Genomic DNA, 23,128 nt, shown 5'->3' on the forward strand with positions numbered 1-23,128 from the left:
GACATACCATGGCATCGATGGAGTTCACGGAGTGGATCAGGGGGCGTACCGACGAGGAGCTGCGGACGCTCGTCTCAGCGCGTCCCGAGCTGATCAGTCCGGTGCCGGCCCACTTGGAGGGGCTGGCGGCGCGGGCGGGCAGCCCCTCGGCGATCGCGCGGGTGCTCGACCGGCTGGACCGCTTCACCCTGGCGGTCGTCGAGACGCTGGCCGTACACGAGGGGCCGATCAGGAAGACGGCGCTGCGCGAGCTGGTCGGCGGCGCGCTGGCGGCGGGCAAGCCCGAGCCCGCGCTGGGCGCGGCGCTGGCGCGGCTGCGCGACCTGGCCCTCGTCTACGGCCCCGACAGCGCGATCGACCTGGCCCCGGGCGTGCGCAAGGTGCTGGAGGACCCGGCGGGGCTGGGGCCGATCGCCGAGATGGCGTTCCGGCACCACCCGCCGGAGCAGTTGACGGAGATGGCCGACGAGATCGCGCCCGGTACGACCGGGTCCGGCAGGGAGCGCCTGGCCGCCGCGCTGGCCGACCCGGCGGCGCTCATCGACCAGGTCTCGCCCGAGGCGCGGCACGCGCTCGAACAGCTCGCCTGGGGGCCGCCGACCGGCCGGGTGCCCAACGCCCGCCGCGAGGTGCGGCTGGCCTCCGCCCGCTCGCCCATCGAGCAGCTGCTGGCCCGCGGCCTGCTGGCGGCGACGGGCGAGGAGAGCGTGACGCTGCCCCGCGAGGTCGGCCTGCATCTGCGGGGCGGGCGGGTGCACCGGGACCTGCTCGCCGTGCCGCCCGCGCTGGAGGGCACCGCCCGCGACCAGGCCATGGCCGACCGGACCGCCGCCGGGCAGGCGTTCATGTTCGTCCGGGCGGTGGAGGAGCTGTGCGAGCGGTGGAGCATCGATCCGCCCGGCGTGCTGCGCACCGGCGGGCTGGGCGTCCGCGACATGAAACGTACGGCGAGCGAGCTCGACCTGCCCGAGTGGGCCACCGCGCTGGTCGTGGAGGTCGCGCACGCGGCCGGGCTGACCTCGGCCGGCGGCAGCGTCGACGGCGAGTGGCTGCCGACCAGCGGCTACGACCTGTGGCGGATCAGAGGCACCGCCGACCGGTGGGTGGTGCTGGCCGCCACCTGGCTGCAGATGGACCGGGTGCCCGGCCTGGTCGGCGAGCGCGACGACCGTGACCGCCCGCTCAACGCGCTCCACCCCGACCTGCGCCGCTCCTCCGCGCCGGCGGTGCGCGCCGCCACCCTCGGCGTGCTGGACGCCGCGCCGGGGCTCGCGCCGTCGCGGGACAGCGTCCTGCGCCGGCTCGCCTGGGAGCAGCCGCGCCGCCGCGGCCCGCTGCGTGAGCAGCTCACCGAGTTCGCGCTGCGCGAGGCCGAGCAGCTCGGCCTGACCGGGCTCGGCACGCTGTCCGGCCACGGGCGCGCCCTGCTCGCGGGCGACGGCGCCGCCTCGGTGCTGGACCCGCTGCTGCCCGAGCCGGTCGATCACGTGCTGCTGCAGGCCGACCTGACGGCGGTCGCGCCGGGGCCGCTGACCAGCGAGCTGAACCGCTGGATGACGCTCGCCGCCGACGTGGAGTCCAAGGGCGGCGCGACGGTCTACCGGTTCGCCGAGAGCTCCGTACGACGCGCCCTCGACGCCGGGCAGGGGGTCGAGGAGCTGCTGGCCATGCTGGAGCGCCACTCCGCCACGCCCGTCCCCCAGGCGCTGTCCTACCTGATCTCCGACGTGGGCCGCCGGCACGGCCGGATGCGGGTCGGCACCGCGTCCGCCTACATCCGCTGCGACGACCCGGCGCTGCTCGACCAGATCAGCGCCGACCGCCGCTCGGCCGCGCTGCGCCTGCGCAGGCTGGCGCCCACGGTCATCGCCTCGCGCTCGTCACGGGCCGCGCTGGTCGACTCGCTGCGCGCCATGGGGTACGCCCCCGTCCCCGAGTCACTGGACGGCGACGTGATCATCTCCCAGCTGGAGAGCAGGCGGACCGAGGGGCCGGCCCCGGCGCGGCCGGTGACCTCACCCAACGGCCTCGACCCGGAGGTGGCCACGGCCGCCGTCCGCGCGCTGCGGGCCGGTGACGCCGCGCACCTGGCCCGGCGCGAGCCCGTCGACGCCCCCAGCGGCCACATTCCGCACAGCCCCTCCACCGCCACGGTCTCGGTCCTGCAAGAGGCGATCAGGCAGGGCGCGCGGGTATGGATCGGCTACCGCGACTCGCAGGGCAACGCCACCTCCCGCATCCTGGAACCGGCCAGGATGGAGGGCGGCTACCTCACCGCGTACGACGAGACCAGGGCCGCCGTCCACCGTTTCGCGCTGCACCGGATCACCGGCGTCTCAGACATCTGACACCTGGCGGGCCAGGTCCACGACCGCGGCCGGCGAGGTCAGGCCGGCCGCGCGGACTCTGGCCGCGGCCAGCTCGGGGCTGTCCGCTCTGCCCCCGGATCCGGCGACGCACAGCTCGAACAGTTCGGCGGCGGCGGGCGGCTCCCAGGGCTGTTCGACCTCGACCGTCGGCGCGGGCGCGCCGTTCCTGGTCAGGACGAGGAAGCAGCCGACCTCGACGAGCTCGTCGGCCAGCTTGAGCAGGTCGTGCCGCTCGTCGGCGCCACCGGCCCAGTCGGGCAGCAGGTAGGCGCGGCCGGGCTCGAACTCCATCCGCGCGGCCAGCTCGACCACCGTCACCACCGGGGAGAGCACCGCGACGCTGCCCTCGGCCAGCGACATCCGGGACAGCAGGGCGATGGCCCCCAGCCGCTTGCCCGTCGCCTCGGCGCCCGACAGGACCAGGAGGTGGCCGTCGGCGAGCCTGCGCACCGCCTCGGGGAAGCCGGGCGGCTCCAGGTAGGTGCGCAGGTGGCGGGCGACGTCGTACGGACTGATGTCCTCAAGGACGGCCGGCGGGAACTCGAGGGGCGGCTCAGTCGCGAGGTTCACAGGGCGCACCGTGAGTCGACGGCCTGAAGATTGTTTTCACTCGTAATCGTGGGCCAACGGGCTCTTTCATTATTGGTAAAGATTCTTGGCTATTGCTTCCCGGCTGCTCTGACCTCGCAGTATGCCGATATTTCGGGATACAGGGAGTCATGATGATCTTTCCTCCATTTGCTGGTACGTGTCCTGCCTGGCCCAGGTTTCCCATCACCTCAATACTGGATCGGCCCGTACGAGAAACAGGAATCACCGCAGGGCGGATTTATGCCTAAATAACGGGAAGTGGCGCACCCTCCACAATGACTAGTCAGGCTCCGCGACTTGCGCGCCGCCGGAGCTTGACTCCGCCCCGCGAACCGCATCAAGTTAGGGCATGTGACCGAGCAGACACTGGGCCGGCTGGCCGAGGAATCGTGGACCAGGTTCGAGGACTTCGACTCGGTGTTCTACGAGGGGGTCTGGCACCGCAGCCACACGCTGGCCGTGCGGGCCCGCCGGGCCTGTGGCGGATTCGTCGAGGCCGGGATCCGGCCGGGTGACCGGGTCGTGCTGATGATGGCCACCTCGCCCGAGGTGCAGGTCATCTATCAGGCACTGTGGGCGGCGGGCGCGGTGGTGACGCCGGTGGTGTTCCTGGTCAGCGCCGAGGAGCTGCGGCACATCCTGCTCGACAGCGGCGCGGTGGCCGTCGTCACCTCGCCGGAGCTGGTGGCCACGGTGGAGGCGACCGGGGTGGACGTGCCGGTGTACGTCGACACGGCCGAGCTCGAACGGGCCGACGAGCACGGTCCGGTGCCGAGGGACCCGGGCGACCTAGCCGCGCTGATGTACACGGGCGGCACGACCGGCAGGGCCAAGGGCGTCATGCTCAGCCACGCGGGCCTCTGGCAGGTGGCCAAGGCTTCCTACGAAATATCCCACCAGGAGGGGATCAATCGTGCGATCGTGCCGGTGCCTCTCTCCCATGCCTACGGGCTGATCGTCACGGTCGCCGGCATGCACGCCACCGAGCCGCCGCAGGCCGTGCTGATGCGCTGGTTCGACCCCGCGGCGTTCCTCCGCCTCGCGGCCGAGCAGCGCGTGCGCTACGGCGCCGTGGTCCCGTCCATGCTGCAGATGCTGCTGGCCGAGCCGCTGGAGTCGCACCCGCTGCCCGACCTGGCCTTCCTCACCTGCGGCGCGGCCCCGCTCGGCCGGGACGTGCTGGCGGAGTTCGAGCGCCGGATGCCCGGCGTGCAGATCCTGGAGGGCTACGGCCTGACCGAGACCAGCGCGGTGACCACGTTCAACCCGTCGGGCAGGCGCAAGCCCGGCAGCGTGGGCCTGCCGCTCCCCGGCTACACGATCACCATCCGCGACCCGTGGGGCGAGGTCATGGAGACCGGCGACGTGGGCGAGATCTGCGTCTCCGGCGCGGCGCTGATGCTCGGCTACTGGGGCGAGCACGCGCCCGAGCCCGGCGGCACCGCGCTGGAGGACGGCGAGCTGCGCACCGGCGACATCGGCTGCCTGGACGACGACGGCTACCTCCACGTCGTGGACAGGAAGAAGGATCTGATCATCCGGGGCGGGTTCAACGTGTTCCCGCGCGATGTGGAGGACGCGCTGAACGAGCACCCGGACGTGGTGATGTCGTGCGTGGTGGGCCGCCCCGACCCGCGCCTGGGCGAGGAGGTCGTGGCCTTCGTCCAGCTCAGGGCCGGCGGCACGGTCACCGCCGAGGAGCTGATGACCTGGGCCAGGGACCGGGCCGGCCGGGTGAAGTATCCGCGCGAGGTGACGTTCGTCGACTCGATCCCGGTCACGAGCGCGCTCAAGCTCGACCGCAAGGCCCTGCGCGCCCGGCTCCACGATCCAGTGCGGTGAGGCATGACCGGGTCAGGCGTGTGGCTGATCCGTGATAAATGTTGACCTCACAAGGAGGTGACATGAGCCACGAAGAGCCCCTCGGCGAATACCCTTACCAGCCCTACGGTGCGCCGTACGGCCAGCAGCCCCCTCCGCAGTACGGCTACGGCTATCCCCCGCCACCGCGCCACAGCGGGCCGAACGCCAACGCGATCGTCTCGCTCGTGGTCAACCTCGTCACCATCGTCAGCTGCTGCAACCTGCTCGCCATCCCCGGCGCGATCCTCGCGGGGCTGTCCCTGCGGACGTCCACCGATCCCGACACCGCCCGCACCATGGTGATCTGGAGCTGGGTCCTGCTCGGGCTGGGTTTCCTGCTGACCATCGCCACCTTCCTCTTCCTCGGCGTCAACGGCTATCTCGACGACTAGCCGGGCGGTTTCCCGGGTTCGGGACTGATTCGGCCGCCGCGCGTGTTGGATAGGCGTCAACCGTAGAAGGGATGTCTGTGAACGACGGCCCGCTCATCGTCCAATCAGACAAGACGCTGCTGCTCGAGGTCGATCACGACAAGGCCGCCGAGTGTCGTAAGGCGATCGCGCCGTTCGCCGAGCTCGAGCGCGCGCCCGAGCACGTGCACACCTACCGCGTCACGCCGCTGGCGCTGTGGAACGCGCGTGCCGCCGGGCACGACGCCGAGCAGGTCATCGACGCGCTGATCGGCCACAGCCGCTACCCGGTGCCGCACGCGCTGCTCGTCGACATCGCCGAGACCATGGCCCGCTACGGCCGGCTCAAGCTGGAGAAGGACCCCGTCCACGGCCTGATGCTGACCTCCACCGACCGGGCCGTGCTCGAAGAGGTGCTGCGCTCGAAGAAGATCCAGCCGATGCTGGGCGAGCGCCTGGGCCCCGACTCGGTCGCCGTGCATCCGAGCGACCGGGGCAACGTCAAGCAGGCGCTGCTCAAGCTCGGCTGGCCCGCCGAGGACCTGGCCGGATACGTCGACGGCGAGCATCACAAGATCGACCTGATGCAGGACGGCTGGACGCTGCGCCCCTACCAGCAGGCGGCGGCCGACGCGTTCTGGGACGGCGGCTCCGGCGTGGTGGTGCTGCCGTGCGGCGCCGGCAAGACGATCGTCGGCGCGGCCGCGATGGCGCACGCCCAGGCGACCACGCTCATCATGGTCACCAACACGGTCTCGGCCCACCAGTGGCGGCAGGAGCTGCTCAAGCGCACCTCGCTGACCGAGGACGAGATCGGCGAATACTCCGGCTCCAAGAAGGAGATCCGCCCGGTCACCATCGCCACCTACCAGGTGATGACCACCAGGCGTAAGGGCGTCTACAGCCACCTGGAGCTCTTCGACGCGCGCGACTGGGGTCTGATCGTCTACGACGAGGTGCACCTGCTGCCCGCGCCGATCTTCCGGATGACCGCCGACCTGCAGGCCCGCAGGCGGGTCGGGCTGACGGCGACGCTGGTGCGCGAGGACGGCCGCGAGGGTGACGTGTTCTCCCTGATCGGTCCCAAGCGTTACGACGCGCCCTGGAAGGAGATGGAGCACCAGGGCTGGATCGCCCCGGCCGACTGTGTCGAGGTCCGCGTCACGCTGACCGACGAGGAGCGGCTGGCGTACGCGATGGCCGAGGCGGAGGAGCGCTACCGCTTCTGCGCCTCCACGCCGTCCAAGACGCAGGTGACCAAGGCGCTGGTCCGCCGCCACCTGGGCGAGCAGGTGCTGGTCATCGGCCAGTACATCGACCAGCTCGACGAGCTGGGCGAGCAGCTGAACGCGCCGGTCATCAAGGGCGAGACCAGGATCAAGGAGCGGGAGCGCCTCTACCAGGCCTTCCGCGACAAGGAGATCCAGGTGCTGGTGGTGTCGAAGGTGGCCAACTTCTCCATCGACCTGCCCGAGGCGGCCGTCGCCATCCAGGTGTCGGGGACGTTCGGCTCCCGCCAGGAGGAGGCGCAGCGGCTCGGCCGGGTGCTGCGGCCCAAGGCCGACGGCGGCGGGGCGCGCTTCTACACGGTGGTGAGCAGGGACACGGTCGACCAGGAGTTCGCGGCGCATCGCCAGCGGTTCCTGGCCGAGCAGGGCTACGCCTACCAGATCATCGACGCGGACGACGTACACGACGAGGTGTGACGCCCGGCCGCTCGTCAAGGAGCGGCCAGGCGCTAACGCCCTATGTCCACGAGACTCCGCGGGCCGTCGACAATCGAACCACCCCCCTCACTGCGTCCTCTCCACGACGCTGCCAGATCCGGCAGCGACATACCCTGATGATCCGGCATTCCCACCTGGTATGCCCGGATTTTTCGGTATTTCCGGCGTTCGTTACGTGGCCGTGTCGATCACTTCGCGAGCATGCCGCCGAGGAACAGCACCCCTTCGGCGGCGATCCACGCCACGACACCCGTCCCCATGAGCCGGCCGAAAAGGCGCTGGTCGTACCGGGCGGCCGGGATCAGCCAGGCCGCCAGGGTGAAGCTCGCGGCGACGGCCGCGAACAGCCCCGACACGGTGGAAACGGTGGCGAGCCGCCGCGAGCAGACGGACGGCGACTCGCCGCAGAACGCCTCCAGTCCCCAGCCCGCGAACACCGACATACTCCAGAGCGCCGCCAGCAGGAAACTCGCGACAGTGGGGATGATCGGGGAGATACCGAGCCGCGACACGCCCATTTCCTACCCTTCTGTGCGCCCGGTTAAATGCTTTGGAAGGCCGTCGGCAAGCCCACTAAGCTGATTGATTCGCTACCTTGACCACCACCTCCGGGAGGCACTTCCGCATGCCCGCACACCAACTGGCCCCCGACGTGCTGGCCGCCGAACAGACCCATCTCGCCGAGTCCCGGGCCGCGCTGCAGGCCATGCGCGCGCACGCGCAGTCGCTGTCGTCGGACGCGGCCGGCGACTGGGTCTCGCAGCAGATCCTGCAGTCGCTGCTCGACCAGCGGGTGGCCGCGCTGGCCGACCACCCGGACACGCCGCTGTTCTTCGGCCGGCTCGACCGCTCGATGGACGACGACCTGCCGTCCGTCATCTACGTCGGCCGCCGCCACGTGCACGACGGCAACAGCCGTCCGCTGGTGATCGACTGGCGGGCCCCGGTGTCGCGCCCCTTCTACCAGGCCAGCCCCGCCGACCCGATGGGCGTGGCGCTGCGCCGGCGCTTCGGCTACCACGGCGGCGCGCTGACCGCGTTCGAGGATGAGCCGCTGAACCAGGGGGCCGAGCTCGGCCCGTCCCGCATCCTCACCGACGAGATCGAACGCCCGCGCACCGGCCCGATGCGCGACATCGTCGCCACCATCCAGCCCGACCAGGACGAGATCGTCCGCGCCGCCCTGGCCCAGACGGTGTGCGTCCAGGGCGCCCCCGGCACCGGCAAGACCGCGGTCGGCCTGCACCGGGCCGCCTACCTCCTCTTCACCCACCGCGAACGGCTGGCCCGGTCAGGCGTGATGATCGTCGGACCGAACCGCGCGTTCCTGTCCTACATCTCCTCGGTGCTCCCCGCGCTGGGCGAGGTCAAGGTCGACCAGACGACCGTGGCCGGCCTGCTCGGCGAGCACGCGACGCCGGAGGACCCGATGGTCTCGGCCGTCAAGGGCGACGCCCGGATGGCGGAGGTGCTGCGCCGCGCCCTCTGGCTGCACATCGTGAAGCCGGAGGAGGGGCTGGTCTTCAGCAAGGGCGCCTACCGGCACCGGGTGGCCGACTACGAGGTGCGCGAGATCGTCGCCTCCCTGCGCGGCACCACCCGCTACGGTCCCGGCCGTGCGGCCCTGACCCAGCGACTCGCGCACCTGGTCCTGGTACGGATGGAGCAGCGCGGGGAGTCGCCCGACGACCGGGTGCAGGACGCGGTGGCCCGCTCCAAGCCGGTCAGGCAGCTGGTGGACGCCATCTGGCCGAAGCTCACGCCCGAGCAGGTCCTCTACCGCCTCCTGGCGGACCCGGAGTTCCTCGCCCGGGCCGCCAAGTCCGATTTCTCGCCCGAGGAGCAGGACATGCTGCTCTGGCGGAAGCCGTACCGGAGTTGGAAGTCCGCGAAATGGTCGGCCGCGGACGCCGCGCTCCTGGACGAGCTCGGCGACCTCATCGAACGCACCCCCTCGATCGGCCACCTCGTCGTCGACGAGGCGCAGGACCTGTCGGAGATGCAGCTGCGCGCCCTCGGCCGCCGCTGCCGCAACGGCTCGGCCACCGTGCTCGGCGACCTCGCCCAGGGCACCACCGCCTGGTCGACCAGCTCATGGCAGGCGGTGCTCAAGCACCTCGGCCAGGACGGCGAGGTCACCGAGCTGACGCTCGGCTTCCGCGTGCCGCGCGAGGTGCTCGACTACGCCGCCCGCCTGCTGCCCTCGATCGCCCCCGACCTCGCCGCCCCCCGCTCGCTGCGCCCCGGCGCGGGCTCCCTGTCCGTACGGCCGGACGGCGAGCTCGGCCGAGCCGTCACCGAAGCGCTGGCCAGGGAGGGCTCGATCGGCGTCATCGTGCCGGACGCCCTGGCCGCCGAAGTCTCCGCCTCGCTGGCCGACGTCCCGCACGCCGTGCTCGGCCCCGACTCGACCGACGAGCACCGGCTGCTGATCGTCCCCGCGACGCTGGCCAAAGGTCTGGAGTACGACCACGTGATCGTGGTGGAGCCGGCCGACATCGTCGCTGCCGAGCCCCGCGGCCTGGCCCGCCTGTACGTGGTGCTCACCCGAGCCGTCACCTCCCTCACGGTCCTGCACCGCAAGCCGCTGCCCGCCCAGCTGACCACCTGACGACGCCCGCCCGGGTGGTGAGCGGGCCGGCCCCCGGCTCCTAGGATGACGACAGGACGATCTACCGAGGAGGATGCCGTGCCGGCACCGCTGCCACACGAATACCTGCCGCCAGTCCCCGCGCTCACGGTCGAGAGCGACGACCTGACGGACGGCGAGAGGCTGAACGACCGCCACGTCTTCAACGACTGGGGCATGCGGGGCCAGAACCTGTCCCCGCACCTGCGCTGGTCCGGCGCCCCCGCCGGAACCCGCGGCTACGCCGTGACCTGCTTCGACCCCGACGCCCCGACCGGCAGCGGATTCTGGCACTGGGTGCTCTTCGACATCCCCGCCACGGTCACCGAGCTGCCCACCGGAGCGGGCACGGCCCCCGACTTCAAGGGCCTGCCCCCGGGCGCCACCCACGCCCGCACTGACTACGGCACCAAGGCCTACGGCGGCGCCGCACCCCCGCCCGGAGACCCGCACCGCTATGTCTATACGGTGCACGCCCTGTCGGTGGACTCCCTGGGCGTGGACAGCGACACCAGCCCGGCGGTGGTCGGCTTCAACATCACCGCCAACACCCTGGCCCGAGGCCACATCGTCGCCCTCTACAGCACCTGAGCCGGGCGGATTCCGGGGGCCTGTCAGGTTGAGCGGCCATGAAGGCCCCGGAAATCGGCCCCCGTGTCGGGGGCGAGTCCGCAACGTCTGTTACCGCGTCAGATCACGCCGGTCGTGCGTGGAGAGGGCCGGGCGGGTGGACGTGACCGGGCGCGTGTGCTGGGTGCGGTGTTTGCTGGGGCTCATGCCCTTGACGCGCTTGAACGCCGCGCTGAAGCTGAACGCGTCCGCGAAGCCCACGCGCTTGGCGACGTCGGCGATGGTCGTGTCCGGTTCGGTGAGCAGATCCGAGGCGATGGTCATACGCCACTGGGTGAGGTAGGCCAGCGGGGGCTCACCTACCAGCGTGGTGAACCGGCGCGCGAAGGCGGAGCGCGAGACGCCGCCCCGGGCGGCCAGCTGCGCGACCGTCCACGGGCGCGCCGGGTCGTCGTGCATGAGGCGCAGCGCCTCGCCCACGACCGGGTCGCTCAGCGCGGTGTACCAGGCCGGCGCGCTGCTCTCCGGCCGGTCGAACCACGCGCGCAGCGTGCAGACGAGCATCCAGTCCAGGAGGCGGTCGAGCACTACCTGCTGTCCCGGCCGGTCGGCCGCGACCTCCGCCGCGATGTACTCGCTCACCGCGGCGGTGTCGCCGTCCTCGGACACGGTCAGCACCGGTGGCAGCGCCTTGAGCAGCCGCCGGCCGACGTCGCCGCGCACCGGATAGGCGCCCACGATCAGCGTCGTGGACCCGCCGGGATCGCCGCACGTCCAGCCGAGATGGTGGACCGTGCCGCCGTTCGCCGGGATCGCGCAGTGCTCGCCGCAGTCGACGGCCGCCGACGCGTCCGTGGCCGGCTCGTCCATGAACGAGAACGGTCGTGGCCCGCGTACGACCACCACCTCACCGGCCGTGATGCGCTGAGGCTCCTGCGCCTCAGCCATGATCCACCCCTCGCCGCGCAGCAGGGAGCACAGCGTCAGCGGCGCGCCGTCGACGAACCGTAACGACCACGGCGGCGACAGGATCGTGTGCCCGAAGACAGAGCCGTCTGCGCGTACCCCGCGCAGGAGATCGGCGAAGGCGTCCATGACCGCAGCGTAGACGAATGGACATGCGTACGCGGTTCTGACCCATGGCAAGTCCACCTCCGCCCACGGTTTCATGAGATCCATGAGCGAACATCTATTCCTTGTCCTGGGCGCCACGGGAAAGACCGGCCGACGGGTGACCGCCAGGCTGCGGGCCGCAGGCAGGACCGTACGGGCCGCCTCCCGATCGAGCGAGGCCCGCTTCGACTGGACTGATCCGGCCACCTGGGACGCCGTGCTCGACGGTGTCTCAACGGCCTACGTCATCGCGCCCGAGGTGCCCGGCCCCGCGCACGACTTCGTCCCCCGAGCGGTGGCCGCCGGCGTGCGCCGGTTCGTGCTGCTGTCCGCCCGAGGGGCCGACACCTGGGGCGACTCCACTTTCGGCCTGGACATGCGCGCGGCGGAGGAGGCCGTGCGCGCGTCCGGCGTCGAGTGGACGATCCTGCGCCCGCCGAACTTCAGCCAGAACTTCGACGAGGACGTCTTCCACGCCCCGCTCATGGCGGGCGAGCTGGCACTGCCCGCCCATGACATCGTGGAGCCCTTCATCGACGCGGACGATGTTGCCGACGTCGCGGTGGCCGCGCTCACCGAGCCCGGACACGCCGGCCATACCTACGAGCTGTCCGGCCCACGGGGGCTCACCTTCCGGGAGGCCGTCGAGGAGATCGCGCGGGTGTCGGGGCGGCCGGTTCGCTACGTCGATGTCTCGCCCGAGGAGTACGTCGCCGCCTCCGTCGCGCAGGGGATCTCGCCCGAGGTGGCAAGCTACCTCAACGAGATGTTCGACCTGATGCGCCGTGGCAGGTTCGCCAAGACCACCGACGACGTGCACCGCGTTCTGGGCCGCCCACCCCGCGATTTCGAGACCTATGTCGCGCGCGCGGCGGCCGCGGGGGCGTGGCGTTGATCCCAACTCTGATGCCTACCGGCCGTAAATAGAGCTGTAAGGCGCGCCACTGAACAGGGAGAGAACATCAGAGCGGCCCGAGACCGGACATCCGGCTCGGGCCGCTCTGATGTGGTGCTGACGCGCCGGAAAAAGCCCGGCGCGCGGTATTACAGGACTAGAAGTCCATGTCGCCGCCACCGGGCATGCCGGCAGGGGCCGCAGGGGACTTCTCGGGCTTCTCGGCGATGACGGCCTCGGTGGTGAGGAAGAGCGCCGCGATGGAAGCGGCGTTCTGCAGCGCGGAGCGCGTCACCTTGGCCGGGTCGATGATGCCCGCCTTGAACATGTTGACGTACTCGCCGGTGGCCGCGTTGAGGCCCTCACCCGGGGTGAGGTTGCGCACCTTCTCGACCACGACGCCGCCTTCGAGGCCGGCGTTGACCGCGATCTGCTTGAGCGGCTCCTCAAGAGCCTTGCGCACGATCGCGGCACCGGTGGCCTCGTCGCCCAGGAGCTCGAGCTTGTCGAACGCCTTGGCGCCGGCCTGCAGCAGCGCGACGCCGCCGCCGGGCACGATGCCCTCCTCGACGGCCGCCTTGGCGTTACGCACGGCGTCCTCGATGCGGTGCTTGCGCTCCTTGAGCTCCACCTCGGTCGCCGCGCCGGCCTTGATGACGGCGACGCCGCCGGCCAGCTTGGCGAGACGCTCCTGGAGCTTCTCGCGGTCGTAGTCGGAGTCGGTGCGGTCGATCTCGGCACGGATCTCGTTGACCCGGCCCGCGATCTGGTCGGCGTCACCGGCGCCGTCGACGATGGTCGTCTCGTCCTTGGTCACCACGACCTTACGGGCGCGGCCCAGCAGGTCGAGGGTGGCGTTCTCCAGCTTGAGACCGACCTCCTCGGCGATGACCTGACCACCGGTGAGGGTGGCGATGTCGCCGAGCATGGCCTTGCGGCGGTCACCGAAGCCGGGGGCCTTGACGGCCACCGAGCGGAACAGACCGCGGATCTTGTTGACGACCAGGGTCGCCAGCGCCTCGCCCTCGACGTCCTCGGCGATGATCAGGAGCGGCTTGCCGGACTGCACGACCTTGTCGAGCAGCGGCAGCAGGTCCTTGTTCGCCGAGACCTTCGAGTTGACGATCAGGATGTACGGGTCCTCGAGCACGGCCTCCATACGGTCGGAGTCCGTGACGAAGTACATCGACGTCATGCCCTTGTCGAAGCGCATGCCCTCGGTGAGCTCAAGCTCCAGGCCGAAGGTGTTGCTCTCCTCGACGGTGATGACGCCTTCCTTGCCGACCTTGTCCATCGCCTCGGCGATGAGCGCCCCGATCTCGGGGTCGGCGGCGGAGATGGAGGCCGTCGAAGCGATCTGCTCCTTGGTCTCCACGTCCTTGGCGAGCTTGGAGAGCTCCTCGCTCACCCGCTCGACGGCGGCCTCGATGCCCTTCTTCAGGGCCATCGGGTTGGCGCCGGCGGCGACGTTGCGCAGGCCCTCGCGCACCAGCGCCTGGGCGAGCACGGTGGCGGTCGTGGTGCCGTCGCCCGCGACGTCATCCGTCTTCTTGGCGACTTCCTTGACCAGCTCCGCGCCGATCTTCTCCCACGGGTCCTCGAGCTCGATCTCCTTGGCGATCGACACACCGTCGTTGGTGATCGTGGGGGCGCCCCACTTCTTCTCCAGCACGACGTTGCGGCCCTTGGGCCCCAGGGTCACCTTGACGGCGTCGGCGAGCTGGTTCATACCACGCTCGAGACCGCGCCGGGCTTCCTCGTCAAACGCGATCATCTTGGCTGCCATAAGGCTGGACCTCCCAGTTGCAGGGTGGCTGGCTGTGGATCGAGCCGAAGCCCGCGACGGCATGTGGGTCCGCAACTCCTTCGGCAGACCCCATCGTCTCGATCCCAGGTTGGCACTCTGCAACAGAGAGTGCCAACGAATTGTTTAGCACTCTACCCTGTCGAGTGCAAGCTGACGCCACCCACGCCCAGGTCAAGTCCGTACAGCGCGAACGGCGGGCCAGGGCGGCCCGCCGTACACCGAGGGGGCGGCAGGCCGCACGCACTGCGCTGACGTGCGGGCTGCCGGGGCTTACCAGCTACGCGACCGCACGGACGGACTCCGCCTGCGGCCCCTTCTGGCCCTGCGTGATCTCGAACTCGACCCGTTGCCCCTGTTCGAGAGATCGATAGCCATCCATCATGATTGCCGAGTAATGGACGAATACATCCTTACCACCGTCTACCGCGATGAACCCATAACCCTTGTCCGCGTTGAACCATTTGACGGTGCCCTGCGCCACTTCCGACTCCTCTTACTGGGCTCATAGGTCCCACCCATTCCTCCGCAGGACCCACAATCGTCATGACGAATGGGGAATCAGTCAGACGACCGCACTCGACCATACCTGCGACATGACGGTGTACACCAGAGTCAAACGACAAATCGGAAATTTCACCAAAGTAGTTCAATCTTGAATTTGATAGTGAAAAAAAGAGAAGGCGCCCGCATGCGGGCGCCTTCTCCAGGGGCTACGGTCAGCCGCCGGCCACCGCCGGGATGATGGAGATCTGAGTGCCTTCAGGGGCAGGCGTGTCAAGCCCCTGAGCGAATCGGACATCCTCTTCGCCAACATAAACGTTGACAAAACGCCGAATCTTGCCCGATTCATCGAGAATGCGGGCGCCGATTCCCGGATAGTCGGAGTCGAGCTTGCCGAGCACGTCACGCAGGGTCGCGCCCTCTCCACTCACCTCCGCGTTACCGCCGGTGTAGGTGCGAAGGATGGTAGGAATCCGCACAGAAACGCTCATGATGAACTCGCCTTTCCTGATTTTCAGACAGTCGCGCGGAACGCGTCGAGAGAAGGCCGGATCACGGCCGTGGGCTGGGCGTCGTCGACGATGGCGTCGAGCGTCTTGAGCCCGTCGCCGGTGTTGAGCACCACGGTCTCCAGCTCCGGGTCGAGCTGACCGGTCTCGACGAGCTTCTTCAGCACGCCCACCGTGACACCGCCCGCCGTCTCGGCGAAGATGCCCTCGGTCGAGGCCAGCAGCTTGATCGCCGCGACGATCTCGGGGTCCGTCACGTCCTCCACCGAGCCGCCGGTACGGCGGGCGATGTCGAGCACGTAAGGGCCGTCGGCGGGGTTGCCGATGGCCAGCGACTTGGCGATGGTATCCGGCTTGACCGGCTGGACCACGTCGTGGCCCGCCTTGTAGGCCGTGGACACCGGCGAGCAGCCGAGCGCCTGCGCGCCGTAGATCTTGTAGGGGCCGTCCTCGACGAGCCCCAGCTCGATCAGCTCCTTGAAGCCCTTGTCGATCTTCGTGAGCTGGGAGCCCGAGGCCACCGGGATGATGATCTGCTCGGGCAGCTTCCAGCCGAGCTGCTCGGCGATCTCGTACGCGAGCGTCTTGGAGCCCTCGGCGTAGTAGGGCCTGAGGTTGACGTTGACGAAGCCCCACTTGTCGCCCATCGGGTCCCCGATCAGCTCGGAGCAGAACCGGTTGACCTCGTCGTAGGTGCCCTCGATGCCGACGAGCCTGCCGCCGAACACCCGGGCCATGGCGATCTTGGCCTGCTCCAGCCCCGCGGGGATGAACACGCAGGCGTCCAGCCCGGCCCGCGCGGCGGCGGCCGTCACGGCGCCGGCCAGGTTGCCGGTGGAGGAGCAGGACAGGGTGTGGAAGCCGAAGTTGCGCGCCGCCTCGACGGCGATGGCGACCACCCGGTCCTTGAAGGAGTGGGTGGGGTTGCCGGAGTCGTCCTTCACGTGGAGGGACCTGATGCCCAGCGCCTTGCCGAGGTTGCCCGCCTTGACGAGCTTGGTCCAGCCGGGGTTCATGTTGGGCTTGGTGGCGACGTCCACGGGCACCGGCAGGAGCGAGCGGTAGCGCCAGATGTTGGCCGGTCCGGCCTCGATGGAGGCCCGGGTGACGGTGCCGAATTCGTAGGCCGCCTCAAGCGGCCCGAAACACTCCGAACAGGCGAAACTGGGGCCGAGGGGGTAGCGCGTGCCGCACTCGCGGCAGGAGAGAGCGACAGCGGGACCAAAGTCGAGCGACATGAAGCGAGGCCTTCCCTCATCTTCGCCCGTGGCCGCCTTGACCACGGACCGGAATTGGCACCTAGTCCCGGTCGGCCTCGCCAGGTCGCGAGTCACAAGCCGGGAGGGTTGCCGGGGCTTCGCAGGGCCGGTCCCTCCACCCCTCTGGATGAGCAATATTCAGTTGTTGCTGCTGACCGGACTCTACCTAATCAACGGCGTGACCTGCCCAGTCATCTCATCATGCGAGATTTGAGGTCTCATCGGTAGTCCTCGCCCAGTGCCGCCTGGACATATTTCCGTGCCTGGTGGATACGTGACTTGGCGGTGCCGAGCGGGATCTTGAGCTGCTCGGCCACCTCGCTGTAGTCGAGCTGGACGATGTCGCGCAGCACCAGCGCCTGGGCCAGATCCGGCTTGTCGGCCTCCAGCGCCTCCATGGCGTCGAGCAGGTCGAGCCGCGATCCGGCGATCACGCTGACCCGGCGGACGTCGGGCTTCTGCATGGGCAGCTCGTCGGAGGTCTGCTCGGCCGCCCTGCGCTTCAGCGACCGGTAGGTGGTGCGCGCGCAGTTGGCGGTCACGATGTGCAGCCAGGTGCTGAACCTGGCCCGCCCCTCGAACCGCCCGATGTTGCGCGCGACGGCCAGCAACGTGTCCTGCGCCGCCTCCTCCGCGTCCTGGTGGTAGGGCAGGATGCGGGCACAGTGCCGCAGCACGTCCGGTTCGATCCTGCGCAGGAGCTCGCCAAGTGCGCGATGATCGCCGACTGCGGCGGAGCGGGCCAGTTCCTCGGTTAGCTCATCAAGCGCCATAGCTGGGATCCTAAGGTCGGAGGGAGCCTCAATGAACAGCATCCTGCTCGCCTCGAACAGAGGCCCGGTCTCGTTCACCGTATCGGAAGACGGTGTGCTGACCATGAAACGCGGTGGTGGCGGGCTCGTGTCGGGCCTGTCCGGCGTGGCCAAGGACCAAGGCGTGCTGTGGGTGTGCGCCGCCCTGTCCGACGGCGACCACAGCGCCGTCCGGCAGGCCCCCGGCGGCCGGCTCGACCACGCCGGCTACAAGACCGGGGCGCTGCGGATGCTCGACATCGCGCCGGCCGTCTTCCACCGCGCCTACAACTCCGTGGCCAACTCCACCCTGTGGTTCGTCAACCACCTGCTCTACGACACCCCCAACGCGCCGCACTTCGGCACCAGGTTCCAGCGCGACTGGGAGTCCTACCGCTCCTACAACGGGGCGTTCGCCCTGGCGCTGGCCGAGGAGGCCGGGCACGGCGCGCGGGTGATGGTGCAGGACTATCACCTGACGCTGACCCCGGCGATGCTCCGGGCCGAGCGGCCGGACCTGCGCATCGCGCACTTCAGCCACACGCCGTGGGCGCCGCCCGAATACTTCTCGCTGCTGCCCGACGACGTCGCGGCCGAGGTGCTGGAGGGCATCCTGGGCGCCGACCACGCGGGCTTCCTCACCCACCGGTGGGCGGGGGCGTTCATGGACTGCTGCGAGACGGTGCTGGGCGCGCGGGTGAACCGCGCGGACCGTACGATCACGCACGAGGGCAGGGTCACCCGCGTCGGCGTGCACGCGCTGGGCGTCGACGGCAAGGCGCTGTGGGCGCGGGCGGCCGAGCCCGACGTCGAGTCGCACATGGCGGCGCTGCGCGAGCAGGTGGGCGAGCGCAGGCTCATCGTGCGCATCGACCGCACCGAGCTGTCGAAGAACATCGTGCGCGGCCTGCTCGCCTACCGCGAGTTCCTGGCCGCCCATCCCGAGTGGCACGGTCGCGTGGTGCACCTGGCGTTCGCCTATCCCAGCCGGCATGACCTGCCCGAATACCGCGAGTACACCGCGTCGGTGCAGCGCTGCGCGCAGGAGATCGAGGACGAGTACGCCACGGAGGACTGGGTTCCGCTGATCCTCAACGTCGAGGACGACTATCCCCGCTCCCTGGCCGCCTACCGGATGGCGGACGTGCTGCTGGTCAACCCGATCCGCGACGGCATGAACCTGGTCGCCAAGGAGGGCCCGGTCCTGTCCCCCCGCTGCGCGCTGGTGCTGTCCCGCGAGGCGGGCGCGGCGGCCGAGCTCGGCCCGCACGCGCTCGTGGTGAACCCCTACGACGTCAGCGGCACGGCCGGCGCGCTGCACCGCGCGCTGGTCATGCCGGAGGAGGAGCGGGCCCGCCGCCGCGAGGGGCTGGAGTCGGCCGCCACCGCGCTGCCCCCGCAGAAGTGGCTGGCCGCCCAGCTCGACGCGCTGGCCTGAGGCCGGTCAGTTCCAGTCGGCGTTCCGCAGCGCGGTGGGCAGCCCCTTGGTCTTCCAGTTGTCGACGACCAGGACCTTGGTCTGCGGCAGATACCACTCGCGCGTGGTGAAGCGCACGTTGGTGGCCTTGCCCGAGTGGGTCCGGCAGCGGGTCTGGAACTCGTGGTAGGCCGCCTTGTGACCGGGCCCGACCTGACGCAGCCCCTTCGTGTGCCGGCCGACCCTCTCCACCCGGGCGAGCTTGCCGTTGACCGGGCACAGCTGCACGTCGGAGGCCGGGTAGTAGCCGCCCCTGCGCACGTCGTACGGCCCGAACCCCTCGGCCCCCAGCTTGATCGCCTTGGGCCCGAGAATCCAGAACCCCTTGCAGTCCGGGGTGAAGAAGCCGCCCTTGGGGTCGGCGCACTTGCCGGTGACGACGTGGATCCAGTCGGTGCCGCCGCCGTGGATCCGCCACTTGAACGGCAGGTAGAGGGTCAGGCCGCCGCGCAGTTTCAGCTGGTGGGCGGGGGCGGTGGCGGCCGTGGCGGTGACGGGCGCCAGGAGGACGGCGGCCGCGGCGGCCGCCACGACGGCAAGGTATCGCTTCTTCATGGGGCGACCATAAGAGGGGCGACTTGCAAACCACTCAAGAGCGGCTGAAAGCGGACGTAAGCTCCCTCAGCAGCGCCACCACGCCGTCAGGCCCGTCCACCACGATGTCCGCCCGATCGGCCAGCGCGGTCACCTCGGCCGAGCCGCTGCAGACCGTCACGCCGGGCAGCTCGGACGCCCTGACCGCGTCGAAGGCGGCCAGGTCGCCCAGGTCGTCGCCGGCGAACAGCACGGACCTGGCGTCCCGTTCGGCCAGGAACAGGCTGAGCGCGTGCCCCTTGTCCATGCCGGGCGGCCTGAGCTCCAGCACCAGCCGGCCCGGCTCGACGACCAGGCCGTGCTTGGCGGCCAGCTCGGCCATCGGCTCGCGCAGCTTGGCCAGCGCGCCCTCGGGGTCTGCGCTGCGCCTGGTGTGCACGGCCACCGCCCGGCCCTTGTCCTCGATGGTCACCCCGAGCAGGCCGAGGGAGTCGAGCAGGAGCGGCAGCTCGGCCTCGACCCTCGGCACGCCGGCGGGGGGCGGTGGGCCGGAGATCCGGCCGTTCTCCCACCGCTCGAACCCGTAGTGGCCGAGCACCACCAGGCCTGGCACGCGCTCCAGCCCGGGGCCGAGCTCGAGCGCGGTGGCCACCGGCCTGCCGGTCACGATGGCCACCGCGTTGACGTACGCGCCGAGCTCGGCGAGGACGGCAGGCGCGTCGGGATGGACGCGGGCCGCCGCGGGATCGGCGACGATCGGGGACAGGGTCCCGTCGAAGTCGAGCCCGATCACGGCGCCCGACGGATCTTTCAGGATCGCTTCCATACCAGGGATGTTCATCACGCGGCTGCCCTACCCAGCAGGTCAGGGACGCATGCCGAAGCGCCTGGCCGCACGCTCGCGCTGGCGGCCGGCGCGGAGCCTGCGCAGGCGCTTGACCAGCATCGGGTCCTGCTCCAGCGCCTCCGGCCTGTCGATCAATTCGCCGAGCAACTGGTAGTAGCGGGTGGTGGAGAAGCCGAAGGTCTCCTTGATGGCCTGCTCCTTGGCGCCCGCGTAGCGCCACCAGTGGCGTTCGAAGGCGAGGAGTTCGAGCTCGCGGTCCGTGAGGGGCTGACGATCGGGTCCCGGGGCAGCACTGTCACCGCCGGCCGGCGCAGTGTCCATAATCTCCTCCTCAGGGAAGGGGCGCACGAGCTTGGCGGCGCACGCGGCCCGTCGCCATCGTAATGTGCGTGGTGCGGCTGTTCTCGGCGTATCGGGAGACGTACAGTCACCAGGTGTGACCTCTGTCATCACGCTTCTCACCGATTACGGGCTCGAGGACGGCTACGTCGCCGCCTGCCACGGGGTGATCGCCACGATCGCGCCGTCGGCCCGGGTGATCGACGTGTGCCACCTCGTTCCTTCCGGCGATGTACGGCGCGGCGCGGCGATTCTCGCGCAGACGATCCCCTACCTACCCAGCGGTGTGCACATCGGCGCGGTCGATCCCGGCGCGGGCGGGGTGCGGCGCGCGGTGGCCGTGGCGGTGGCCGATCGGGTGTTCGTCGGCCCGGACAACGGGCTGCTGTCGTGGGCGATCCACGCCGCAGGCGGCGCGCGGGCGGCGTACGAGATCAGCGACGAGCGGCACTTCCTGCGGCCGGTCTCGCCCACCTTCCACGGCCGGGACGTGTACGCCCCGGTCGCGGGGCGGCTGTGCGGCGGCCTCGACCCGGCCGACCTGGGCCCGGCGGTGCCGCTGGAGCGGCTGGTGTCGTTGCCGGAGCCGACCTCGGTGCTGCGCGAGGGCGCGGTGGAGGGCGAGGTCGTCTCGGTCGATCGTTACGGCAACACCCAGTTGTCGATCTCGGCGGGCGACCTGGAGGCGCTGGGCCTGCGGGTGGGCGACACGCTCGGGGTGATGCTGGGCAGGCGGCGCCTGTCGATGCCCTACCGCGAGTCCTACACCGCGGTGCCGCCGGGCGACCTGGTGGCGTTCGCCGACTCGGCGGGGCTGATCGCCTTCGCGGTGAACAGCGGTGACGCGGCTCAGCGGCTGGGCCTCCCCCCGGGTGCACATGTCCGGCTTTCCCCCTCTGGTTGATACGAAAGCCACAGAACGGTGATTACACGGCGTATCGGACTGTTTACCGAACCGTCGGAATGAATCATCGATCGCGTGTCAGAATGCACGGCAGTTCGGGCGCCCCCTCCCCCTCTTCGAGGTCGCCGTGCATCATGTCTGTGTTGTCCTGCTCTCCATCATGTTCGCGGTCTGGCCGGCCACCGGACCGCCCGTCCCCGACCGCTGGCGCTCGTGGCCGGTCACCCGGGTCTTCCCGGCTGCCGTGCCCGGCATCAGCCCCTCCGGGGCCCGGGTCACCTACCTGCTGACCGGCGTCGCGCCCGAGGCGCCCTGCCGGTCGGCCTTCCACCCCGGCGCGCTCCCCGCGCGGCCGGCGTGCGTCACCGCGCTGCGCGCGACGTACGCCGACAGCACGTCCACGTTCGTGGCTACGGTCGGCATCGCCGTGCTGACCGGGTTCGGCGAGCCGGCGGTGTCCGGCGTCTCCCGCCCGCCCACGGTGCGGCCGGTGGCCTTCCCCGGCGGGCCCGCCGAGCGCTTCGGCGAGCTCCAGTACGTCACCGGGGTCGTGATCGGCTCGCACGAGCGCTACCTGGTGGCCACGGCCGCCGGGCACGCCGACGGCAGGCCGTACCGGCCGGGTGACCGGGCCGACAGCCGGCTGCGCGGCATCGCCAGGCAGCTCGCCTTCGAGCTGCACCGAGGTCTGACCGGATGAGGTGGCGGTGGCGCCGGCCGCGGACCTGGACGAGGTGGCGGCGGCGTCTGCCGCGGACCTGCCTGCTGCCGCTGCTGCCCCTGCTGCTGCTGGGCTGTGTGACAGCGCTGCCAGCCGGTGGCGTGGCGGCGACCGTGCCCGCGCAGGAGACGACCCGCGACGACGACGTGGGGGCCATGGCGCGGGCCAGGCAGTGGCAGCTCTCCCTGCTGCGACTGCCCGAGGCGTGGCGGACCAGCAGAGGCGAGGGGGTGCTGGTGGCCGTGCTCGACACCGGTGTCCGCGCCCATCCGGATCTCGGCGGCGTCGTGGTGCAGGGCCCCGACCTGACCGGCGCTGCCCGGACCGGCGGCATGTGGGGGCACCACGGCACGGCCATGGCCAGCCTGATCGCCGGCCGCGGCCATGGCCCGGGCCTCGGCGTGATCGGCGTGGCTCCCGCGGCCCGCGTACTGTCGGTCAGGGTCACGCTGGAGAGCGCCGACCCCCGGCGCGAGCTGCTGCGCTCGGGCGGGCGGCACGCGCTGGCCAGGGGCATCCGCTACGCGGTCGACCACGGCGCGGACGTGATCAGCATGTCGCTGGGCGGGGGCAGCGGCGCGTGGGAGGGCGCGGCCGCCGAGGAGGAGGCCGTGCAGTACGCCTTCGCCCGCGGCGTCGTCCTCGTGGCCTCCTCCGGCAACGACGGCGACACGACCAACAGGAAGACCTTCCCCGCCGCCTACCCGGGGGTGATCGCCGTCGGCGCCGTCGACAGCCGGCTCCGGCCGGCCCGCTTCTCCAACCGGCGGGACTACCTGTCGGTCGTGGCGCCCGGGACGGGCATCGTCACCGCGAGCGCCTTCGGCGACTACGTGGTCGGCGACGGCACCAGCTCCGCGGCCGCCATGGTCGCGGGCATCGCCGCGCTGATCAGGTCGGCCCATCCGGACCTGTCGCCCTTCCAGGTCCGCCGGGCCATCGAGCGCGGCACCAGGCAACGGCCGCCCGGCGGCTACGACAGCTCCTACGGGCACGGGGTGGCGAACGCGGTGCTGGCCCTGCGCGAGGCGGGCCGGCTGGCCGTGACGCCCCCGCTGCCCGGCGGCGGCTCCGGCGCGGCCGGGGCGGCGCCCCCGCCACGAGCCCACTTCGGGGACGGCCCGCCCGCCGAGCCGCCCGCCTCGCGGATGGCGGTGGTGGTGGGCATGGTGCTGCTGGCGGCGGGGATGTCCGCGCGCGTGGTCGGGCGGCAGCGGCGGCGCTGCCGGGACCTGACCTGACGAGACGCCGAGGCCCTCCACAGCGATCCTG

The 23,128-nt window shown here is 70.9% G+C and carries 22 protein-coding genes and 1 riboswitch; of the genes, 11 read left to right on the forward strand and 11 right to left on the reverse strand.

Going from position 1 to position 23,128, the window contains the following annotated elements; genetic code table 11:
- The first annotated feature begins 17 nt into the window (after nt 1-17).
- Nucleotides 18-2,348, forward strand: a complete 2,331-nt coding sequence (locus OHA68_RS08465) for a helicase-associated domain-containing protein (protein WP_327107120.1) — start codon at nt 18-20, stop codon at nt 2,346-2,348.
- Here the strand turns inward: OHA68_RS08465 and OHA68_RS08470 are convergent.
- Nucleotides 2,337-2,939, reverse strand: coding sequence for a hypothetical protein (locus tag OHA68_RS08470; RefSeq protein WP_327107121.1), 603 nt, complete (start codon nt 2,937-2,939; stop codon nt 2,337-2,339). The two genes, OHA68_RS08465 and OHA68_RS08470, sit on opposite strands and share 12 nt — an antisense overlap.
- A 372-nt stretch (nt 2,940-3,311) precedes the next feature.
- Between OHA68_RS08470 and OHA68_RS08475 the strand changes: the two genes are divergently transcribed.
- The 3 genes from OHA68_RS08475 to OHA68_RS08485 all read left to right on the forward strand — a co-directional run bounded on the left by OHA68_RS08475 (nt 3,312) and on the right by OHA68_RS08485 (nt 6,939).
- On the forward strand, nt 3,312-4,802 hold the full coding sequence (locus OHA68_RS08475) for a class I adenylate-forming enzyme family protein (protein ID WP_327107122.1): 1,491 nt from the start codon (nt 3,312-3,314) through the stop codon (nt 4,800-4,802).
- A gap of 62 nt (nt 4,803-4,864) precedes the next feature.
- Nucleotides 4,865-5,215, forward strand: a complete 351-nt coding sequence (locus OHA68_RS08480) for a hypothetical protein (protein WP_327107123.1) — start codon at nt 4,865-4,867, stop codon at nt 5,213-5,215.
- A gap of 71 nt (nt 5,216-5,286) precedes the next feature.
- On the forward strand, nt 5,287-6,939 hold the full coding sequence (locus tag OHA68_RS08485) for a DNA repair helicase XPB (protein ID WP_189144162.1): 1,653 nt from the start codon (nt 5,287-5,289) through the stop codon (nt 6,937-6,939).
- 209 nt (nt 6,940-7,148) lie between these two features.
- Here the strand turns inward: OHA68_RS08485 and OHA68_RS08490 are convergent, their stop codons facing one another.
- Entirely contained in the window at nt 7,149-7,472 is a 324-nt protein-coding gene (locus OHA68_RS08490; RefSeq protein ID WP_327107124.1) for a hypothetical protein, read from the reverse strand.
- Nucleotides 7,473-7,585: 113 nt separating this feature from the next.
- Between OHA68_RS08490 and OHA68_RS08495 the strand changes: the two genes are divergently transcribed.
- Together OHA68_RS08495 and OHA68_RS08500 are read left to right on the forward strand one after the other, a co-directional pair.
- Complete coding sequence (locus OHA68_RS08495; protein WP_327107125.1) at nt 7,586-9,571, forward strand: HelD family protein; 1,986 nt, start codon at nt 7,586-7,588, stop codon at nt 9,569-9,571.
- A 45-nt stretch (nt 9,572-9,616) separates the two neighbouring features.
- Entirely contained in the window at nt 9,617-10,180 is a 564-nt protein-coding gene (locus OHA68_RS08500; protein ID WP_407674430.1) for a YbhB/YbcL family Raf kinase inhibitor-like protein, read from the forward strand.
- A gap of 90 nt (nt 10,181-10,270) precedes the next feature.
- Here the strand turns inward: OHA68_RS08500 and OHA68_RS08505 are convergent, their stop codons facing one another.
- On the reverse strand, nt 10,271-11,254 hold the full coding sequence (locus OHA68_RS08505) for an AraC family transcriptional regulator (protein WP_327107127.1): 984 nt from the start codon (nt 11,252-11,254) through the stop codon (nt 10,271-10,273).
- Nucleotides 11,255-11,336: 82 nt separating this feature from the next.
- Between OHA68_RS08505 and OHA68_RS08510 the strand changes: the two genes are divergently transcribed.
- The gene (locus tag OHA68_RS08510) at nt 11,337-12,167 is read left to right on the forward strand and encodes an NAD(P)H-binding protein (RefSeq protein WP_327107128.1); all 831 of its coding nucleotides are present in this window, start codon (nt 11,337-11,339) and stop codon (nt 12,165-12,167) included.
- A 157-nt stretch (nt 12,168-12,324) separates the two neighbouring features.
- On the opposite strand, the gene groL is transcribed toward OHA68_RS08510, so the two are convergent.
- The 5 genes from groL to OHA68_RS08535 form a co-directional block, all read right to left on the reverse strand.
- Nucleotides 12,325-13,953, reverse strand: a complete 1,629-nt coding sequence (gene groL / locus OHA68_RS08515; protein WP_327107129.1) for a chaperonin GroEL — start codon at nt 13,951-13,953, stop codon at nt 12,325-12,327.
- Between the two features lie 298 nt (nt 13,954-14,251).
- Nucleotides 14,252-14,455, reverse strand: a complete 204-nt coding sequence (locus tag OHA68_RS08520; RefSeq protein WP_148035128.1) for a cold-shock protein — start codon at nt 14,453-14,455, stop codon at nt 14,252-14,254.
- Nucleotides 14,456-14,690: 235 nt separating this feature from the next.
- On the reverse strand, nt 14,691-14,966 hold the full coding sequence (locus OHA68_RS08525; protein ID WP_189144154.1) for a MoaD/ThiS family protein: 276 nt from the start codon (nt 14,964-14,966) through the stop codon (nt 14,691-14,693).
- Nucleotides 14,967-14,989: 23 nt separating this feature from the next.
- Nucleotides 14,990-16,222, reverse strand: coding sequence for a threonine synthase (thrC, locus tag OHA68_RS08530; RefSeq protein ID WP_189144153.1), 1,233 nt, complete (start codon nt 16,220-16,222; stop codon nt 14,990-14,992).
- Between the two features lie 13 nt (nt 16,223-16,235).
- Nucleotides 16,236-16,377, reverse strand: a riboswitch (SAM riboswitch).
- 84 nt (nt 16,378-16,461) lie between these two features.
- Entirely contained in the window at nt 16,462-17,016 is a 555-nt protein-coding gene (locus OHA68_RS08535) for an RNA polymerase sigma factor (protein ID WP_189144152.1), read from the reverse strand.
- Between the two features lie 31 nt (nt 17,017-17,047).
- Here OHA68_RS08535 and OHA68_RS08540 point away from each other — a divergent pair, with 31 nt between their 5' ends.
- Nucleotides 17,048-18,472: an alpha,alpha-trehalose-phosphate synthase (UDP-forming) gene (locus tag OHA68_RS08540; RefSeq protein WP_327107130.1), complete on the forward strand. Its 1,425-nt coding sequence runs from the start codon at nt 17,048-17,050 to the stop codon at nt 18,470-18,472.
- Nucleotides 18,473-18,478: 6 nt separating this feature from the next.
- Here OHA68_RS08540 and OHA68_RS08545 read toward each other — a convergent pair whose 3' ends face one another.
- The 3 genes from OHA68_RS08545 to OHA68_RS08555 are packed head-to-tail and all read right to left on the reverse strand — an operon-like array spanning nt 18,479 to nt 20,213.
- The gene (locus OHA68_RS08545; RefSeq protein WP_327107131.1) at nt 18,479-19,066 is read right to left on the reverse strand and encodes a hypothetical protein; all 588 of its coding nucleotides are present in this window, start codon (nt 19,064-19,066) and stop codon (nt 18,479-18,481) included.
- Nucleotides 19,067-19,100: 34 nt separating this feature from the next.
- Nucleotides 19,101-19,871, reverse strand: a complete 771-nt coding sequence (gene otsB / locus OHA68_RS08550) for a trehalose-phosphatase (RefSeq protein ID WP_225278144.1) — start codon at nt 19,869-19,871, stop codon at nt 19,101-19,103.
- Between the two features lie 39 nt (nt 19,872-19,910).
- Nucleotides 19,911-20,213 carry a DUF3263 domain-containing protein gene (locus OHA68_RS08555; RefSeq protein ID WP_189144148.1) on the reverse strand — a complete coding sequence of 101 codons (303 nt, stop codon included), beginning with the start codon at nt 20,211-20,213 and terminating at the stop codon, nt 19,911-19,913.
- Between the two features lie 115 nt (nt 20,214-20,328).
- Here OHA68_RS08555 and OHA68_RS08560 point away from each other — a divergent pair, with 115 nt between their 5' ends.
- The 3 genes from OHA68_RS08560 (at nt 20,329) to OHA68_RS08570 (ending at nt 23,097) form a co-directional block, all read left to right on the forward strand.
- Complete coding sequence (locus OHA68_RS08560; protein ID WP_189144147.1) at nt 20,329-21,135, forward strand: SAM hydrolase/SAM-dependent halogenase family protein; 807 nt, start codon at nt 20,329-20,331, stop codon at nt 21,133-21,135.
- Between the two features lie 160 nt (nt 21,136-21,295).
- Nucleotides 21,296-21,835, forward strand: a complete 540-nt coding sequence (locus OHA68_RS08565) for a hypothetical protein (RefSeq protein ID WP_189144146.1) — start codon at nt 21,296-21,298, stop codon at nt 21,833-21,835.
- On the forward strand, nt 21,832-23,097 hold the full coding sequence (locus tag OHA68_RS08570; RefSeq protein ID WP_327107132.1) for a S8 family serine peptidase: 1,266 nt from the start codon (nt 21,832-21,834) through the stop codon (nt 23,095-23,097). Before OHA68_RS08565 ends, OHA68_RS08570 begins: the two co-directional genes overlap by 4 nt.
- Nucleotides 23,098-23,128 lie beyond the last annotated feature (31 nt).

Origin of the sequence: Nonomuraea glycinis (assembly GCF_035920485.1) — a bacterium.
Classification (GTDB): Bacteria; Actinomycetota; Actinomycetes; order Streptosporangiales; family Streptosporangiaceae; genus Nonomuraea; species Nonomuraea glycinis.

Excerpts from the sequence above, each read along its gene's own strand:
- OHA68_RS08545 (WP_327107131.1), bottom strand. The coding sequence starts at position 19,066 with ATGAAGAAGCGATACCTTGCCGTCGTGGCGGCCGCCGCGGCCGCCGTC.
- OHA68_RS08465 (WP_327107120.1), top strand. The coding sequence starts at position 18 with ATGGAGTTCACGGAGTGGATCAGGGGGCGTACCGACGAGGAGCTGCGG.
- groL (WP_327107129.1), bottom strand. The coding sequence starts at position 13,953 with ATGGCAGCCAAGATGATCGCGTTTGACGAGGAAGCCCGGCGCGGTCTC.
- OHA68_RS08480 (WP_327107123.1), top strand. The coding sequence starts at position 4,865 with ATGAGCCACGAAGAGCCCCTCGGCGAATACCCTTACCAGCCCTACGGT.
- OHA68_RS08485 (WP_189144162.1), top strand. The coding sequence starts at position 5,287 with ATGTCTGTGAACGACGGCCCGCTCATCGTCCAATCAGACAAGACGCTG.
- otsB (WP_225278144.1), bottom strand. The coding sequence starts at position 19,871 with ATGGAAGCGATCCTGAAAGATCCGTCGGGCGCCGTGATCGGGCTCGAC.
- OHA68_RS08555 (WP_189144148.1), bottom strand. The coding sequence starts at position 20,213 with ATGGACACTGCGCCGGCCGGCGGTGACAGTGCTGCCCCGGGACCCGAT.
- OHA68_RS08505 (WP_327107127.1), bottom strand. The coding sequence starts at position 11,254 with ATGGACGCCTTCGCCGATCTCCTGCGCGGGGTACGCGCAGACGGCTCT.
- thrC (WP_189144153.1), bottom strand. The coding sequence starts at position 16,222 with ATGTCGCTCGACTTTGGTCCCGCTGTCGCTCTCTCCTGCCGCGAGTGC.
- OHA68_RS08510 (WP_327107128.1), top strand. The coding sequence starts at position 11,337 with ATGAGCGAACATCTATTCCTTGTCCTGGGCGCCACGGGAAAGACCGGC.
- OHA68_RS08540 (WP_327107130.1), top strand. The coding sequence starts at position 17,048 with ATGAACAGCATCCTGCTCGCCTCGAACAGAGGCCCGGTCTCGTTCACC.
- OHA68_RS08500 (WP_407674430.1), top strand. The coding sequence starts at position 9,617 with ATGACGACAGGACGATCTACCGAGGAGGATGCCGTGCCGGCACCGCTG.
- OHA68_RS08495 (WP_327107125.1), top strand. The coding sequence starts at position 7,586 with ATGCCCGCACACCAACTGGCCCCCGACGTGCTGGCCGCCGAACAGACC.
- OHA68_RS08570 (WP_327107132.1), top strand. The coding sequence starts at position 21,832 with ATGAGGTGGCGGTGGCGCCGGCCGCGGACCTGGACGAGGTGGCGGCGG.
- OHA68_RS08565 (WP_189144146.1), top strand. The coding sequence starts at position 21,296 with ATGTTCGCGGTCTGGCCGGCCACCGGACCGCCCGTCCCCGACCGCTGG.
- OHA68_RS08525 (WP_189144154.1), bottom strand. The coding sequence starts at position 14,966 with ATGAGCGTTTCTGTGCGGATTCCTACCATCCTTCGCACCTACACCGGC.
- OHA68_RS08535 (WP_189144152.1), bottom strand. The coding sequence starts at position 17,016 with ATGGCGCTTGATGAGCTAACCGAGGAACTGGCCCGCTCCGCCGCAGTC.